11 protein-coding genes, 5 tRNA genes and 2 other RNA genes are annotated in these 14,237 nt (G+C 58.2%); 15 read left to right on the forward strand and 3 right to left on the reverse strand.

Annotated elements, in window-relative coordinates; all coding sequences use genetic code 11:
* Nucleotides 1–4: 4 nt before the first annotated feature.
* The 15 genes from tolR to pnuC all read left to right on the forward strand — a co-directional run bounded on the left by tolR (nucleotide 5) and on the right by pnuC (nucleotide 9,398).
* Nucleotides 5–433, forward strand: coding sequence for a colicin uptake protein TolR (tolR, locus tag I6G83_RS13030; protein ID WP_015671366.1), 429 nt, complete (start codon nucleotides 5–7; stop codon nucleotides 431–433).
* Between the two features lie 78 nt (nucleotides 434–511).
* Complete coding sequence (tolA, locus tag I6G83_RS13035) at nucleotides 512–1,642, forward strand: cell envelope integrity protein TolA (RefSeq protein ID WP_015671367.1); 1,131 nt, start codon at nucleotides 512–514, stop codon at nucleotides 1,640–1,642.
* A 132-nt stretch (nucleotides 1,643–1,774) separates the two neighbouring features.
* On the forward strand, nucleotides 1,775–3,067 hold the full coding sequence (tolB, locus tag I6G83_RS13040; RefSeq protein WP_015671368.1) for a Tol-Pal system beta propeller repeat protein TolB: 1,293 nt from the start codon (nucleotides 1,775–1,777) through the stop codon (nucleotides 3,065–3,067).
* A gap of 44 nt (nucleotides 3,068–3,111) precedes the next feature.
* Complete coding sequence (pal, locus tag I6G83_RS13045) at nucleotides 3,112–3,627, forward strand: peptidoglycan-associated lipoprotein Pal (protein ID WP_015671369.1); 516 nt, start codon at nucleotides 3,112–3,114, stop codon at nucleotides 3,625–3,627.
* Nucleotides 3,628–3,636: 9 nt separating this feature from the next.
* Nucleotides 3,637–4,407 (forward strand): cell division protein CpoB, encoded by a 771-nt coding sequence (cpoB, locus tag I6G83_RS13050; protein ID WP_054305989.1) that lies wholly within the window; start codon nucleotides 3,637–3,639, stop codon nucleotides 4,405–4,407.
* A gap of 178 nt (nucleotides 4,408–4,585) precedes the next feature.
* A tRNA-Lys gene (locus I6G83_RS13055) sits at nucleotides 4,586–4,661 on the forward strand.
* A gap of 33 nt (nucleotides 4,662–4,694) precedes the next feature.
* Nucleotides 4,695–4,770, forward strand: a tRNA-Val gene (locus I6G83_RS13060).
* 4 nt (nucleotides 4,771–4,774) lie between these two features.
* A tRNA-Lys gene (locus I6G83_RS13065) sits at nucleotides 4,775–4,850 on the forward strand.
* A 17-nt stretch (nucleotides 4,851–4,867) separates the two neighbouring features.
* A non-coding RNA gene (locus I6G83_RS13070) (RtT sRNA) lies at nucleotides 4,868–4,988 on the forward strand.
* 69 nt (nucleotides 4,989–5,057) lie between these two features.
* Nucleotides 5,058–5,133, forward strand: a tRNA-Lys gene (locus I6G83_RS13075).
* A 69-nt stretch (nucleotides 5,134–5,202) separates the two neighbouring features.
* Nucleotides 5,203–5,278, forward strand: a tRNA-Lys gene (locus I6G83_RS13080).
* Between the two features lie 47 nt (nucleotides 5,279–5,325).
* A non-coding RNA gene (locus I6G83_RS13085) (RtT sRNA) lies at nucleotides 5,326–5,450 on the forward strand.
* 731 nt (nucleotides 5,451–6,181) lie between these two features.
* Nucleotides 6,182–7,351 (forward strand): cupin domain-containing protein, encoded by a 1,170-nt coding sequence (locus I6G83_RS13090; protein ID WP_054307088.1) that lies wholly within the window; start codon nucleotides 6,182–6,184, stop codon nucleotides 7,349–7,351.
* 233 nt (nucleotides 7,352–7,584) lie between these two features.
* Entirely contained in the window at nucleotides 7,585–8,646 is a 1,062-nt protein-coding gene (nadA, locus tag I6G83_RS13095; protein ID WP_054307087.1) for a quinolinate synthase NadA, read from the forward strand.
* 26 nt (nucleotides 8,647–8,672) lie between these two features.
* Nucleotides 8,673–9,398, forward strand: a complete 726-nt coding sequence (gene pnuC / locus I6G83_RS13100) for a nicotinamide riboside transporter PnuC (protein WP_054307086.1) — start codon at nucleotides 8,673–8,675, stop codon at nucleotides 9,396–9,398.
* A 37-nt stretch (nucleotides 9,399–9,435) separates the two neighbouring features.
* Here pnuC and zitB read toward each other — a convergent pair whose 3' ends face one another.
* From zitB to I6G83_RS13115, 3 genes are read right to left on the reverse strand one after another with little or no spacing between them, the layout of a single operon-like run.
* Nucleotides 9,436–10,392, reverse strand: coding sequence for a CDF family zinc transporter ZitB (gene zitB, locus I6G83_RS13105; protein WP_054307085.1), 957 nt, complete (start codon nucleotides 10,390–10,392; stop codon nucleotides 9,436–9,438).
* Nucleotides 10,393–10,418: 26 nt separating this feature from the next.
* A complete protein-coding gene (locus I6G83_RS13110; RefSeq protein ID WP_054307084.1) occupies nucleotides 10,419–13,592 on the reverse strand; it encodes a DUF4381 family protein in 3,174 nt (1,057 codons plus the stop codon).
* A complete protein-coding gene (locus I6G83_RS13115) occupies nucleotides 13,589–14,188 on the reverse strand; it encodes a response regulator transcription factor (protein WP_054307083.1) in 600 nt (199 codons plus the stop codon). The genes I6G83_RS13110 and I6G83_RS13115 overlap by 4 nt, the downstream gene beginning before the upstream one ends.
* Between the last annotated feature and the right edge of the window lie 49 nt (nucleotides 14,189–14,237).

The raw sequence follows: 14,237 nt of genomic DNA on the forward strand, positions 1-14,237 counted from the left end.
TTGTATGGCGAGAGTACGTGGCCGTAACCGTCGGGAGCTGAAGTCGGAAATCAATATCGTTCCGCTGCTGGACGTGTTGCTGGTGCTGTTGCTGATCTTTATGGCGACGGCGCCGATCATCACGCAGAGCGTCGAGGTCGATCTGCCGGACGCGACCGATTCCAAAACGGTGTCCAGCGATGATAATCCGCCGGTGATCCTTGAGGTCTCGGGCGTCGGGCAATATACCATCGTGGCCGATCACGACCGCATGGAGCTGTTGCCGCCGGAACAGGTGGCGGCAGAGGCCAAATCGCGGCTGGCCGCCAACCCGAAAACCGTCTTTTTGATCGGTGGGGCGAAGGACGTGCCGTACGATGAGATTATCAAAGCGCTGAATATTCTGCATCAGGCGGGCGTCGCTTCCGTTGGGTTGATGACCCAGCCAATTTGAGCATAGGGCGATGGACATCCCGGTCTCTGTCCTGCGGGACAGGGGCCTGGTCCAGGCGCCCGTTTTTGGGAATCTATTTTGGTAAAGGCAACTGAGCAAAACGATAAGCTGAACCGCGCCGTTATTGTTTCGGTCGTTCTGCACATTGTATTGATTGCCCTGTTGATTTGGGGATCGCTGCACGAAAACGCCGAAATGAGCGCCGGCGGCGGCGGCGATGGCGCCGTGGTCGGCGCCGTGATGGTGGACCCGGGCGCGGTGGTGGAACAGTACAACCGGCAGCAACAGCAGAGCAATGACGCCCAGCGTGCGGAGAAACAGCGGCAGAAGAAGGCGGAGCAACAGGCCGAAGAGCTGCAGCAGAAGCAGGCTGAGGAGCAGCAGCGCCTGAAGGCGCTGGAGCAGGAACGTCTGGCGGCGCAGGAGAAGGCGGCGGCAGAAAAAGCGGCGCAGGCCGAACAGAAAAAAGCGGCGGAAAGCGCGGCGGCGAAGGCCAGAGAACAGCAGAAAGTCGCAGAGCAGGCCGCCGCCAAGGCGAAGGCCGAAGCGGACAAGATAGCCAAGGCGCAGGCGGACGCGAAGCAGAAAGCCGAAGCGGAAGCCAAGAAGCAGGCTGCTGCCGATGCTGCGGCGAAGAAAAAAGCGGAAGAGGCCAAGAAAGCGGCCGAGGCAAAAGCTGCGGCGGAAGCCGAGAAGAAAGCTGCCGCCGAAGCGCAGAAAAAGGCCGCGGCCGAGAAAGCTGCAGCCGAGAAAGCCGCCGCCAAGAAAGCGGCGGAAGCCAAGAAGAAGGCCGCTGCGGAAGCCGCCAAGCAGTCGTCTGAGGTTGAAGACCTGTTCGGCGGGCTGGCGGACGGCAAAAATGCGCCGAAGAGCAGCGGCAAGCAGCAGGGCGAAGGCAAGGCTGCCGGTAAGGGCAATGCCAAAACCGCCGGCGCCAGCGGTGCGGATATCAGCGGTTATATGGGACAGATCCAGGCGGCGATTCAGAGCAAGTTCTATGACGCCAGCTCATACGCCGGCAAGACCTGCGATCTGCGCATCAAACTGGCGCCCGATGGTCTGTTGATCAGCGTGCAGTCGGCCGGCGGCGATCCGGCGCTGTGCCAGGCGGCGGTTGCGGCAGCGCGCCAGGCGCGTATTCCTAAACCGCCGAGCGACGCCGTTTACCAGCACTTTAAGAATTCGACCCTTGAATTCAAACCGCAATAACGGTGGAGTACGTGCGTAATCTTGCAAGGATGTACTAAGGTAACCAACAGGGATCATGTAGTTTTGTTTGCGTTGGTTTGTTAAAATTCTGCTAATTTATCGCAGGCATTCCGCCTGGATAAGGGAGATGAGATGAAGCAGGCATTTCGAGTAGCGCTAGGTTTTTTGATTCTGTGGGCCTCCGTGTTGCACGCGGAAGTTCGCATTGAGATCACCCAAGGGGTCGACTCCGCGCGACCTATTGGCGTGGTGCCGTTTAAGTGGGCGGGGCCGGGCACGCCGCCGGAAGATATTGGCAAGGTGGTTGCGGCGGATTTACGCAACAGCGGTAAATTCAACCCGATCGACACGGCGCGCATGCCGCAGCAGCCGACCACCGCGTCTGAAGTGACGCCGGCGGCCTGGACTGCGCTGGGCATTGATGCCGTGGTGGTTGGCCAGGTTCAGCCCGGTGCGGACGGCAGCTATCTGATCTCTTATCAGCTGGTGGACACCTCTGGCGCGCCAGGCACCGTATTGGCGCAGAACCAGTACAAAGTGACCAAGCAGTGGCTGCGCTATTCCGCGCATACCGCCAGCGACGAAGTGTTTGAGAAGCTGACCGGCATCAAGGGCGCCTTCCGTACGCGTATTGCTTACGTGGTGCAGACCAACGGCGGGAAATTCCCGTATGAGCTGCGCGTATCCGACTATGACGGCTACAACCAGTTCGTGGTGCACCGTTCGCCGGAGCCGCTGATGTCGCCAAGCTGGTCGCCGGACGGCAGCAAGCTGGCGTACGTCACCTTTGAGAGCGGTCGTTCCGCGCTGGTGGTGCAGACGCTGTCTAACGGCGCGGTGCGTCAGATTGCCTCCTACCCACGCCACAACGGCGCGCCGGCGTTCTCGCCGGACGGCAGCAAACTGGCATTCGCCCTGTCGAAGAGCGGCAGCCTGAACCTGTACGTGATGGATCTGAATTCCGGGCAGATGACCCAACTGACCAACGGCCGCAGCAACAATACCGAGCCGGCCTGGTTCCCGGACGGTCAGTCGTTGGCGTTTACCTCTGACCAGGGCGGTCGCCCGCAGATCTATAAAATGAGCGCCAGCGGCGGTGCCGCGCAGCGTCTGACGTGGGAAGGCGCTCAGAATCAGGATTCTGAAGTCAGCGCCGACGGTAAATTCCTGGTGATGGTGACCACCAATAACGGTGTGCAGCATATCGCCAAACAAGATCTCGGATCGGGAGCCGTTCAAGTATTGACGGACACGTTCCTGGATGAAACGCCAAGTATCGCGCCAAACGGCACTATGGTGATCTATAGCTCCACGCAAGGTATGGGCTCTGTATTGCAGCTGGTATCGACCGATGGGCGTTTCAAAGCGCGTCTTCCGGCCACTGATGGACAGGTAAAATCGCCTGCCTGGTCGCCGTATCTGTGATGCATGTGTAAATATGTATGGCAAACTATAAAAGGATCAAAGAAATGCAACTGAACAAAGTGCTGAAAGGGCTTCTGCTGGCACTGCCAGTTCTGGCTGTAGCAGCTTGTAGTTCTAACAAAAGCGCCGATAACGACCAGTCTGGTATGGGCGCAAACGGCACTACCGGTATGGAAAGCGGCAGCAGCAACCTGTCTTCCGAAGAGCAAGCGCGTCTGCAGATGCAAGAACTGCAGAAGAACAACATCGTTTACTTCGGTCTGGACAAGTATGACATCTCTTCTGAGTTCGCTCAGATGCTGGATGCGCACGCGACTTTCCTGCGTAACAACCCATCTTACAAAGTGACCGTAGAAGGTCATGCGGATGAGCGCGGTACGCCGGAATACAACATCGCCCTGGGCGAGCGTCGTGCTAACGCCGTGAAAATGTACCTGCAGGGTAAAGGCGTTTCCGATGACCAGATCTCTATCGTTTCTTACGGTAAAGAGAAACCAGCTGTACTGGGCCATGACGAAGCGGCTTACGCTAAAAACCGTCGTGCCGTTCTGGTTTACTAAGAGAATCGCATGAACAGTAACTTCAGACGTCATCTGTTGGGTCTGTCGTTACTGGTTGGCGTAGCGGCCCCTTGGGCCGCTACTGCCCAAGCGCCAATCAGTAATGTCGGCTCCGGCTCGGTCGAAGACCGTGTCACCACGCTTGAGCGTATTGCCAATGCTCAGAGCCAACTCTTGAACCAACTCCAGCAGCAAGCCTCCGACAACCAGCGTGATATCGACTCGCTCCGTGGTCAAATCCAGGAAAGTCAGTATCAGCTCAATCAGGTCGTAGAGCGCCAAAAGCAAATCTATGAACAGATAGACAGCCTCGGACAGGGCGGCGGCCAGAGCGCCTCTGCGCCGGCAGCGACTGCTGCGGCGGGGGCTGGCAGCGCTGCGGCTTCTTCTGCAGCGCCTGCCAGTAAGGGCGATGAAAACAGCGATTACAACACCGCTGTTTCGCTGGCGCTGGAGAAAAAGCAGTACGATCAGGCGATCCCAGCCTTTCAGAGCTTCGTAAAACAGTATCCCAAGTCTACCTACCAGCCTAATGCCAACTACTGGCTGGGGCAGTTGTTCTACAACCAGGGTAAGAAAGACGATGCGGCTTACTATTTTGCGGTGGTGGTGAAAAATTACCCGAAATCGCCAAAGGCGCCTGACGCTATGTACAAGGTCGGTATCATCATGCAGGAAAAAGGGCAGGCTGATAAAGCCAAAGCCGTGTTCCAGCAGGTGGTTAAACAGTACCCGAACAGCAGCGCAGCCAAACAGGCGCAAAAGCGTATTGCCGGCTAATTTGGCAGAAAACAAGCCCAGAAGTTGGTCGATACGACCGATTTTTGGGCTTGATCGCATGAAGAACCAGCAGTTGAACCTGATGCGTAAAAATTTAGGTTGCGCTGCTGAGATAAAACAGTAATATATGCCGCCGTTGCCCAGACATCTCGCAAGATGTTAAAGCAGCAGGGAAATTGGGTCGTTAGCTCAGTTGGTAGAGCAGTTGACTTTTAATCAATTGGTCGCAGGTTCGAATCCTGCACGACCCACCAATTTCCAAGAAGTAGTGCAGTAACCACATTAGTGGGTGATTAGCTCAGTTGGTAGAGCATCTCCTTTACACGGAGGGGGTCGGCGGTTCGAGCCCGTCATCACCCACCACTGCGGGTCGTTAGCTCAGTTGGTAGAGCAGTTGACTTTTAATCAATTGGTCGCAGGTTCGAATCCTGCACGACCCACCAATTCCTAAAGAATTGGCAGTAAGTGGAATCGGACAGGATGAGAACCGTAAGGTTCGAGTCTCACGACAGTGAGACAACATCACACAGTGATGGCCCGAAGGGCGAGGCGTAAGCCGAGTAATCCTGCACGACCCACCATTCTTAACGAATGGGCAAGCAGTAAACCGGCGCCACGCTTCATGCCGTTCAGCAGTACACCACGTCAGTGGGTCGTTAGCTCAGTTGGTAGAGCAGTTGACTTTTAATCAATTGGTCGCAGGTTCGAATCCTGCACGACCCACCATTCTTAAAGAATGGGCAAGCAGTAAACCGGCATCACATCTCAGGCCGTTCAGCAGTACACCACATCAGTGGGTCGTTAGCTCAGTTGGTAGAGCAGTTGACTTTTAATCAATTGGTCGCAGGTTCGAATCCTGCACGACCCACCATTTCTAGAAAGTATTCCTAATCTTAAATATCTCGGCAATGTCATTGCATAACGCACGAGTCGTGTAGGTGAGAAGCTGCGTTCAGGTTCGAGCCGAGCGAAGCGAGACGACAACGCGTAGCGTTGCCCGTAGGGCGAGGCCGGAGGCCGAGTCAATCCTGCACGACCCACCATCTCATAGAAATACTCCCATAGTGATTTAATACTTTAATTTTTCAGATCGCACGTGTCGTGCGGGTGAGACAAAAGCGTTTACGCTTTTGAACAGCGCTTGCGCTGGCCCGAAGGGCGAGTCTCGGAGAGACGAGTTACCTGCGTTCAGGTTCGACAAAATCGCCGGGAGCGATTTTGAACAGCGTTTGCGCTGGCCCGCAGGGCGAGTCTCATGGATGAGACGAGTAATAAGCGAAGCGAGACGACAACGCGCAGCGTTGCCCGCAGGGCGAGGTCGGAGGCCGAGTCAATCCTGCGCAAGCTAGCGACGCTCCTTTAACCTTCCCCAACCATCAACGTTAACCCGCCGGTGGATATCCCATGACTGCGTTTTCGGCTATGCGCTCCTGTTTTTATTATCCGTCACATCATTCACGTAATTTCTTCTCTGGCAATAAAAATAAAATAATTAACGGATAAAATTCAATTTCGTTGACGATTTATTTAATTTGCTCGGCTGGATAAATAATTTTCCATTAGTGATTATTTTAAAGCGCATAAGATAATTAAAATCACACTTACTTATTAACAAACAGAAACAAAGCAAATGACGGTAAGCGCTCCATTCATTACTACGCTTTAATGGTCGCCGAAAATTCTATTGCGTGACACGCCTTATTTTACTTCTGACCTTATTGCCGCAGCGCCTGAGATTCTGCGGGCGCTCGTCATTGCTTTGGAGAAAGATAATATGTTATCGCGTCGTGATATGTTGAAAGCCTCCGCCATCAGCGCGGCAGCGGCCGGTATGGTGGGGGGCATGGTGAAGTCCGCCGTTGCCGATGATCACCGCAATATTGTGCCGCCCAGCAGCTACCAGCCGCCCGCCGATGCGCGGGGCGTGTATAAATACAAATTTACCGACAGTAAAAAGCGCAGCCTGCCCAGCGGCTGGGCGCGGGAAGCCACCGTCGAACAGTTCCCGATCTCCGAAGGCGTAGCCGGGGTTGATATGACGCTGGAGCCTGGCGGCGTCCGTGAGCTGCACTGGCACGCCATCGCCGCCGAGTGGGCCTTTATGTTGGAAGGTCGGGCGCGTATTACCATTATCGATCCGGAAGGGAAATGCGAGGTGGCGGACTTTGGCCCCGGTGACGTGTGGTATTTCCCGAAAGGCTATGGCCATTCCATTCAGGCGCTGGCGGAGGGCGCGCATTTTATTCTGGCTTTTGATAATGGCCACTTCTCTGAATTCGGAACATTCAGTATTACCGACTGGGTGGCGCATATGCCGAAAGAAATATTGGAAAAAAGCGTTAATATGCCGGCCTCAATATTCTCCAAAGCCAAGCAGGGGGAAGCCTATATTGTCGGGGGAGCGGTGCCACCGGCGTTACCGTTAGCCAAAAACGACGGCGGCCTGAATAATTCCCCGTTGACGCACCGCTATCAATTAATGAAACAGAAACCGTTCTTTGAAAATGATGCCGGCAGCGTGCATCTGGTGTCATCAAAAGAATTCCCTATCTCCACCACCATGACCGGTATTATCGAGATCGTTAAGCCCGGCGCGGTTCGTGAACTGCACTGGCACCCGAACGCGAATGAATGGCAATACTATATCTCCGGCAAGGGGCGCATGACGGTATTCAGTTCGCACGGTCATGTCCAGACCGAGGAGTATGCGCCTTCCGACGTCGGCTATGTGCCGCAGGGTTTCGGCCATTACATTGAGAATCTCGGCGACGACGATCTGAAGGTGCTGATCGTGTTGGATAACGGCATCTATCAGGATATCTCCCTGTCTGACTGGCTGGCGAAAACGCCGGCTTACCTGCTGGCGGACAACTTTAATAATCAGGTTGAGGACTGGCAGGCGCGGCCGAAGGACAAGCTGGTGATGTCGCGTCGCAGAAAATAACGGCGGCAAGAAAAACGGGAAGCGTCGGCGACAGGCTGGCGTTTTTCCGTTCCCCACTCATATTCATTCGCCCTCAAAGTTTCAACGGTTAAACAAAAATCGTCTATAGAGCAAATTTAAAGCGACTTTTGTCTTCTGGTTAGGTATTTTGTTTAGTATATAAAACATTGGGGCAGGACAGCCGTAGACAGCGGCTGCAACAGGTTCTCCAGACTAGCACAGAGATGACAGTGATGAGTGAAATGTTTGACGCCAATGCGGCAATCTACCCGTTCCCAGCCAAACCGATACCGCTCGACCAGGCGGAAAAGGCCTTCTACCGTGAGAAAATTAAAACGCTGCTGAAGCAGCGGGATGCGGTGATGGTTGCGCACTATTATACCGACCCGGAGATACAGGCGCTGGCGGAAGAGACCGGCGGCTGCGTTGCCGACTCCTTGGAAATGGCGCGTTTTGGCAGTCAGCACCCGGCCTCGACCCTGTTGGTGGCCGGCGTACGCTTTATGGGCGAGACGGCGAAAATACTCAGCCCGGAAAAACAGGTGCTGATGCCGACGCTGCATGCCGAATGTTCACTCGACCTCGGCTGTCCGGAGGCGGAGTTCAACGCCTTCTGCGATAGCCATCCGGATCGCACCGTGGTGGTCTACGCTAATACATCAGCGGCGGTAAAAGCGCGCGCCGACTGGGTCGTCACCTCCAGCATTGCCGTTGAGCTGATTGAACATCTCGACAGCCTGGGGGAGAAAATCATCTGGGCGCCGGACCGCCATCTGGGCAGCTACGTGCAGAAGCAGACCGGGGCCGACGTTTTGTGCTGGCAGGGCGCCTGTATCGTCCATGACGAGTTTAAAACCCAGGCGCTGATGCGGATGAAGGCGCTGTACCCTGAGGCGGCGATCCTGGTGCACCCGGAGTCGCCGCAGGCGGTGGTCGATCTGGCCGACGCGGTCGGCTCCACCAGCCAGCTGATTCAGGCGGCGCAAAACTTACCGCAGCGGCAGCTGATCGTCGCCACCGACCGCGGCATCTTCTATAAGATGCAGCAGGCGTGCCCGGACAAAGAGCTGTTTGAGGCGCCGACCGCCGGCGAAGGGGCGACCTGCCGCAGCTGCGCGCACTGTCCGTGGATGGCGATGAACGGCCTGAAGGCGATTGCCGAAGGGCTGGAGCAGGGCGGATCGCAGCACGAAATTGTTGTCGACGGCGCGCTGCGGGAAAAAGCGCTGCTGCCGTTGAACCGCATGCTGGATTTTGCCGCCACGCTGAAGATGCAGGTAAAAGGAAACGCCTAAGTTAACCCGAGAAAAAGGAAGGCCCGATGAATTTTTTGAGTACCAGCAACATCATGGTGCATATCCCGCTGGGGGCGGGGGGTTACGATCTGTCCTGGATTGAGGCGATAGGCACGCTGTTCGGCCTGTTGTGCATCTGGTACGCCAGCCAGGAAAAAATCATCAACTATCTGTTCGGCCTGATCAACGTGACGCTGTTCGCGGTGATCTTTTTCCAGATCCAACTGTACGCCAGCCTACTGCTGCAGCTGTTTTTCTTCGGCGCCAATATCTATGGCTGGTATGCCTGGAGCCGCCAGACGGCGGATCGCCAGGCCGAGCTGCAGATTCGCTGGATGCCGCTGCCGAAGGCGCTGGGTTGGGGAGCGGCGTGCGTTGCGGGCATTCTGCTGATGACCTTTAACATCGACCGCGTCTTCGCCTGGCTGACGCAGGCGGCGGTGGCGGTGATGCAGGCGCTGGGGCTGCCGGTGGAGCCGCCGACGCTGCAGCCGGACGCTTTCCCGTTCTGGGATTCGACGATGATGGTGCTGTCGATCGTGGCGATGATTCTGATGACGCGCAAGTATGTGGAAAACTGGCTGCTCTGGGTGGTGATTGACGTCATCAGCGTGGCGATTTTTGCCTACCAGGGCGTATACGCCATGGCGCTGGAGTACGTCATTCTGACCCTGATTGCGCTGAACGGCTCCTGGCTGTGGATCCGCAGCGCGGCCGACAAAGGGTCACGGCCGCTCTCTTCTCATTCTTAATCTTGTGGCTCCCGCGGATGGCGCGGGAGCACGCCCGTCAGTGGTGATGGCCCAGATGCGAGTGTGAATGTGTGTGCTCACTCGCTTCTGGCGCCCGGTTGATGCCGCAATCCGGCGTATCGCAGTGTTGATACTCCATCTGAATGGTCACGTGGCCGATCTGGTAATGCTTCAGCAGGTAAGCCTCGATGCGGCGCAGCAGGGCGTCGTGGTCATGCGGCGGCACCACCTGCGCGTGCAGCGTCATTAATTTCTGTTCGCCGATCTGCCAGACGTGTACGTGGTGAATATTACGCACCTCGGCGATATTCAGGCACAAATCCTTCTGCAGTTTGTCGATGTCGATCTCCTGCGGCGTACCCTCAAGCAGCTCGTGGAAGCTTTCTTTCAGCAGGCGCCAGGCGCTGCGCACCACCAGACAGGACACCAGCACCGACAAAATGGGGTCAATCGGCGTCCAGCCGGTGGTGAGGATCACAATGGCCGCGGCGATGGCGCCGACCGAGCCGAGCAAATCCCCCAGCACGTGCAGCGCCGCAGCGCGCACGTTGATATTCTTCTCGCCACCGCCGCGGTGCAGCAGCCAGAAGGCGAACAGGTTCGCCAGCAGGCCGGCGATAGCGATAATCAGCATTGGCGTGCCCATTACCGGCTGCGGCTCGAAGAAGCGTCGGATGGCTTCCCACAGAATAAAGATGACGATCGCCAGCAGCGCCGCCGCGTTGAGGAATGCCGCCAGCGTGGTCAGCCGCAGATAGCCGAAGGTGTGGCGGGCGTTTGGTTTGCGCTGTGAAAAGTGCACCGCCATCAGCGCCACCAGCAGCGCGGCGGCGTCGGTCAGCATATGTCCCGCATCGGCCAGCAGCGCCAGCGAGCCGGACAGCAGGCCGCCGATGGCTTCGGCCACCATAAAGCCGGCGGTGACTAAAAAAGCAGTTAGCAGGCGTTTACTATTGCTGTCTTTCGGCAGGTGAACGTGTGGGGTTTCCGACATCTTATGTCCTTAATTTAACGTGATACTTAATCATTATCCGTCGGCGCGACGGCGTCCAGCTGGCTTAACAGCTGCGCTACGGCCGCGTCAATCTCAGTATAGGCCTCTGCGGCGAATTCTCCGCGTCTGGCGGCGTCGATGGCCTGCTGGCAGCGCTGCGCCGCTGCGCTGAGCTGCAGCATCAGCAGGCTGCCTTTGATGCGGTGCGCCGCCTGGCCCAGCGCCTGCCAGTCCTGCCGCTGCTGCGCCTCCTGCAGCCGCTGACGGTCGGCCAGCAGGGTAGTGCGCAGCGTGGCGGCCAGCCGCTGTTGCATGGCTACATTATCGCCGCCGAGCGCTATCAGCTGATTTTTTAGGTCAGTAAGGGCTAACTGGGGCTGGCTAAAACCGGGATTTTTGGCTAAAACCTGTTCGATCGCCGTCAGGGCGATCGGCTTGGTGAGGAAATGGTCAATATTCAGCTGTCCGGCGGGGATGCGGGTAAACTCCTGCACGTCGGCGGAACACAGCACGATATGGCTGGCGGGCAGCCCGCGGCGCTGTTCATCTCGGCGGATCAGACGCGCCAGCGTCAGGCCGTCCGGACGCGGCATATTGTAGTCGATAAACAGCAGATCGAAAGGATGCCGGCGGTGGGTTAGCAGCAGCGGGTAGCCGCGTTCAAACAGCGTCGGCTGCAGGCCGAAATGACGCAGCTGGCGCTCCATCAGCAGCAGATTGGTCGGGTGGTCGTCAATCAGCGCGACGCGCAGCGACGGCGTAAAGCGCAGCGCCGGCGCGGCATCCTGCGGCGACTGCGGAGCAGGCTGCGCCATTGGCGCCGGCAGCGTCACATCCACCTGGGTGCCCACGCCCGGCTGCGAGCGCAGGGTAATCGCGCCGCCCATCTGTTCAACGATCTCTTTGCAGATTGACAGCCCCAGCCCGGTGCCCTGGACCGAAATACGCTGGGCGCCGCGCGCCCGGTAAAAGGGCTGGAACAGCTTATCCAGTTCATCGGCGGCGATGCCGCAGCCGCTGTCGGCGACGCTCAGATGCAGCGTGCCATCCTGCGCTTGCCAGGCAAGCCCGACCTCCACATAGCCGCGGGTGGTAAATTTAATGGCGTTATTAATCAGGTTGTTGGCCACCTGAAGTAAACGCTCACCATCGATATTGACGGCGTCGGGCAAGCTCTCGTCGAGCTGTACGCTGAAGCTCAGCGCCTTGTTGCCGAGCAGCGGCCGGTACAGCGCCTGCAGATGCTGCCCCCACGGGCGCAGCGCCAGCGGCTTGGGCGCCAGGGTGAGCGAGCCGCTTTCCAGCTTGGCGTAGTCCTGCAGATCGTTCAGCAGATTCAGCAGCGAGGCGGCGGAGCTATAAATCACCGGCAGCCCCGCCGGCGCCGGCGTTTTTTTCAGCTCCAGCTCCAACAGGCCGAGGATGGCGTGCATCGGCGTGCGCAGTTCATGGCTGACCGTCGCCAAAAATTTACTCTTCATGCGGTTTTCCGCTTCGGCCTGTTGCCGCGCCTGTTCAAGCTGGCGGCGCTCGCGCTGTTCACGGCGCTGTTGCCGGTAGCGACGCACAATCCACAGCAACAGCAGCAGGATAATCACCGCCAGCAGCGTCAGCAGCCAGGTGGTCTGCGGCGGCATGCGGTTGTCATTCACCGCGTCGATCAGACTGCTGCGGTCGACAATCCACGCTTCACGCAGCGACTGCAGCGTCTCCGCCGGGATCTGCATCAGGTTCTTGTCCAGAATGCTGAGCAGCAGCGGCCGATCGGGGCGCACGCCAAAGGCGATGGGGTAGGCGATATTATTAGCGGGAAAGGCCAGTCGGATGGCGCCGGCATAGCGTGAGAGCGCCAGGAAATTGGCGGAAATCACGTTATCCACCAACGCGTCGACCTGGCCGTTGGCCAGCGCGTCATACAGGCTTTTGGCATCGCTGAACGGCACCGCCCGATCGCCGGCGGGGATCAGGCTGCGGCCCAAATCGCCCTGCACAAAGCCGATACGCTTGCCCTGCAGCGCGGCCCAGCCGGAGACATTTTCGGCGTAACGACCCACATAGACGCCCCATAACGCGCGGTGCAGCGGCATACTGGCGCTGTAGCGGGTTTTGGCGTCGGCGGTGAGCGGCAGTGCGGCGCGCATCAGCGCCTGGCCGCTGCTGACCAACGCATCGGCCTGTTCGGCGTTGGGCGCCCAGACCGGGGTGAACTGCAGGCCGCTGTTTTGGCCGATGGTGGTGAGAATATCAACCAGATAGCCGCGCGGCTGGCCGTCGGCGCCGCGGTAGACAAAGGGGAAGTTATTCTCAACGGCGGCATAGGGCACGCTGCGCTGCGCGGCGACCCAGCTTTTCTCCATCGGCGTCAGATCGGCGTTGCCGGTATCCAGATAGCTGGGGATCTTGTTGCTCCAGCGGCTCTGCAGGCTGTTCATCAGTTCCATCGGCGTCTCGGCGATGGCGTTATTCAGCATAGCGATCAGCCTGGCGTCGTTGCTGGCAAAGACGAACGACAGCGCGCCCAGGTTAACGCTGCTTTCCACCTGATACAGCTGCCCCAGCTGCAGCTGGTCGATAATAAAACTGGCGCTGGCCTCGTCGGCAATAAAGTAATCATCGCTGCCGTTCAGCAGGGCGTAGACCGCCTGGAAGTTATTATCATAGCGCTGTACCTGAGAGGTGATGCCGCGCAGCGCTGCGCCGGCCTGCATATCGGTCAGGGCGGTGACGGCGACGCGCGCCGTCGGTGAGTTGAGCATCACCGGCCGTTGATTGTTGCGGTCGCGCAATACCCGCAGGTTGCTGACGTAATAGGGTTGCGACAGCGGAAAACGGCCCGCGAGCGCGCGCTGCGGTATGCCATACAGCAGATCGACCTCGCCGCGCCGCAGCGCCTGCTGCAGCCGGGAGAGATCGGCGAAGCCGAGGACCTCAAAGCGGATGCCGGTCACCTGCTGTATATAGTCGAGATAGTCGGCGTTCAGCCCGTACAGATCGTCATCGACCAGAATGTTATAGGGGCTGGTGTTTTCGCTGATAATGCCGACGCGCAGCGTTTTGCCGCGCCAGGGGTTTTTCTCCTGCGCCAGCAGCATGTCATTCGGCAGCGACAGGTTGCCCACCAGGTGATAGCGCGTCGGCTGTGCGGCCAGCGCCGAGGCGCACAGCGTCAGCAGGCTGAACAGCAGCAGCAGGCGTCTCACGGCGTCAGCTCTTTAAACACCGCCGCCAGCTCCAGCAGATTGGCCGCGCCGGTTTTGCGCAGGATGTTTTTCTTGTGGGTGCTGACGGTTTTATTGCTGATATTCAGCATGTCGGCAATCTGCAGGTTGGACAGCCCTTTACTCAACAGGCCCAGCACCTGCAGCTCTTTGGCGGTCAGCTGCGGGCCGGCGCCATGATCCTCCTGCCCGCCGGCGGCCGGGAAGACGCGCTCTCCCTGCATCACCCGTTCAATGCACCGCACCAGCTGCTCCAGCGAGGCGCCCTTATGGACAAACCCGTTGGCGCCGGCCTGCTCGGCCAGGCGGGCGTACGGCGTCTCCTCTTGCGCGCTGTAGATGACGATACGCTGCTGCGGATAGTGGCGGCGGATCTTCTTCAACAGCTGCAGGCCGTCAACCTGCGGCAGGCCGATATCCAGAATCAGCACCTCACAGCGGTGCTGGCCGAGCCAGGCGAGCGCCTGCGCATCGTCCGCCAGCGCGGTCAGGGAATAGGGATGGCCGGATTTTATCAGCGCCGCTTCCAGTGCGACATGAACCAACGGGTGATCGTCAACCAGCAGCAGGGAAAGCATCGTTATGTTCGTCCATTGTCCATCAGGGGTCTGAGACTAGCATAGCGAA

It is taken from the genome of Serratia rubidaea (assembly GCF_016026735.1).
GTDB lineage: Bacteria > Pseudomonadota > Gammaproteobacteria > Enterobacterales > Enterobacteriaceae > Serratia_B > Serratia_B rubidaea.

Bases quoted from the DNA above. Each gene is read 5' to 3' on its own strand.
- I6G83_RS13090 (WP_054307088.1), top strand. From the start codon at position 6,182: ATGTTATCGCGTCGTGATATGTTGAAAGCCTCCGCCATCAGCGCGGCA.
- pnuC (WP_054307086.1), top strand. From the start codon at position 8,673: ATGAATTTTTTGAGTACCAGCAACATCATGGTGCATATCCCGCTGGGG.
- I6G83_RS13115 (WP_054307083.1), bottom strand. From the start codon at position 14,188: ATGCTTTCCCTGCTGCTGGTTGACGATCACCCGTTGGTTCATGTCGCA.
- pal (WP_015671369.1), top strand. From the start codon at position 3,112: ATGCAACTGAACAAAGTGCTGAAAGGGCTTCTGCTGGCACTGCCAGTT.
- zitB (WP_054307085.1), bottom strand. From the start codon at position 10,392: ATGTCGGAAACCCCACACGTTCACCTGCCGAAAGACAGCAATAGTAAA.
- nadA (WP_054307087.1), top strand. From the start codon at position 7,585: ATGAGTGAAATGTTTGACGCCAATGCGGCAATCTACCCGTTCCCAGCC.
- tolB (WP_015671368.1), top strand. From the start codon at position 1,775: ATGAAGCAGGCATTTCGAGTAGCGCTAGGTTTTTTGATTCTGTGGGCC.
- tolR (WP_015671366.1), top strand. From the start codon at position 5: ATGGCGAGAGTACGTGGCCGTAACCGTCGGGAGCTGAAGTCGGAAATC.
- cpoB (WP_054305989.1), top strand. From the start codon at position 3,637: ATGAACAGTAACTTCAGACGTCATCTGTTGGGTCTGTCGTTACTGGTT.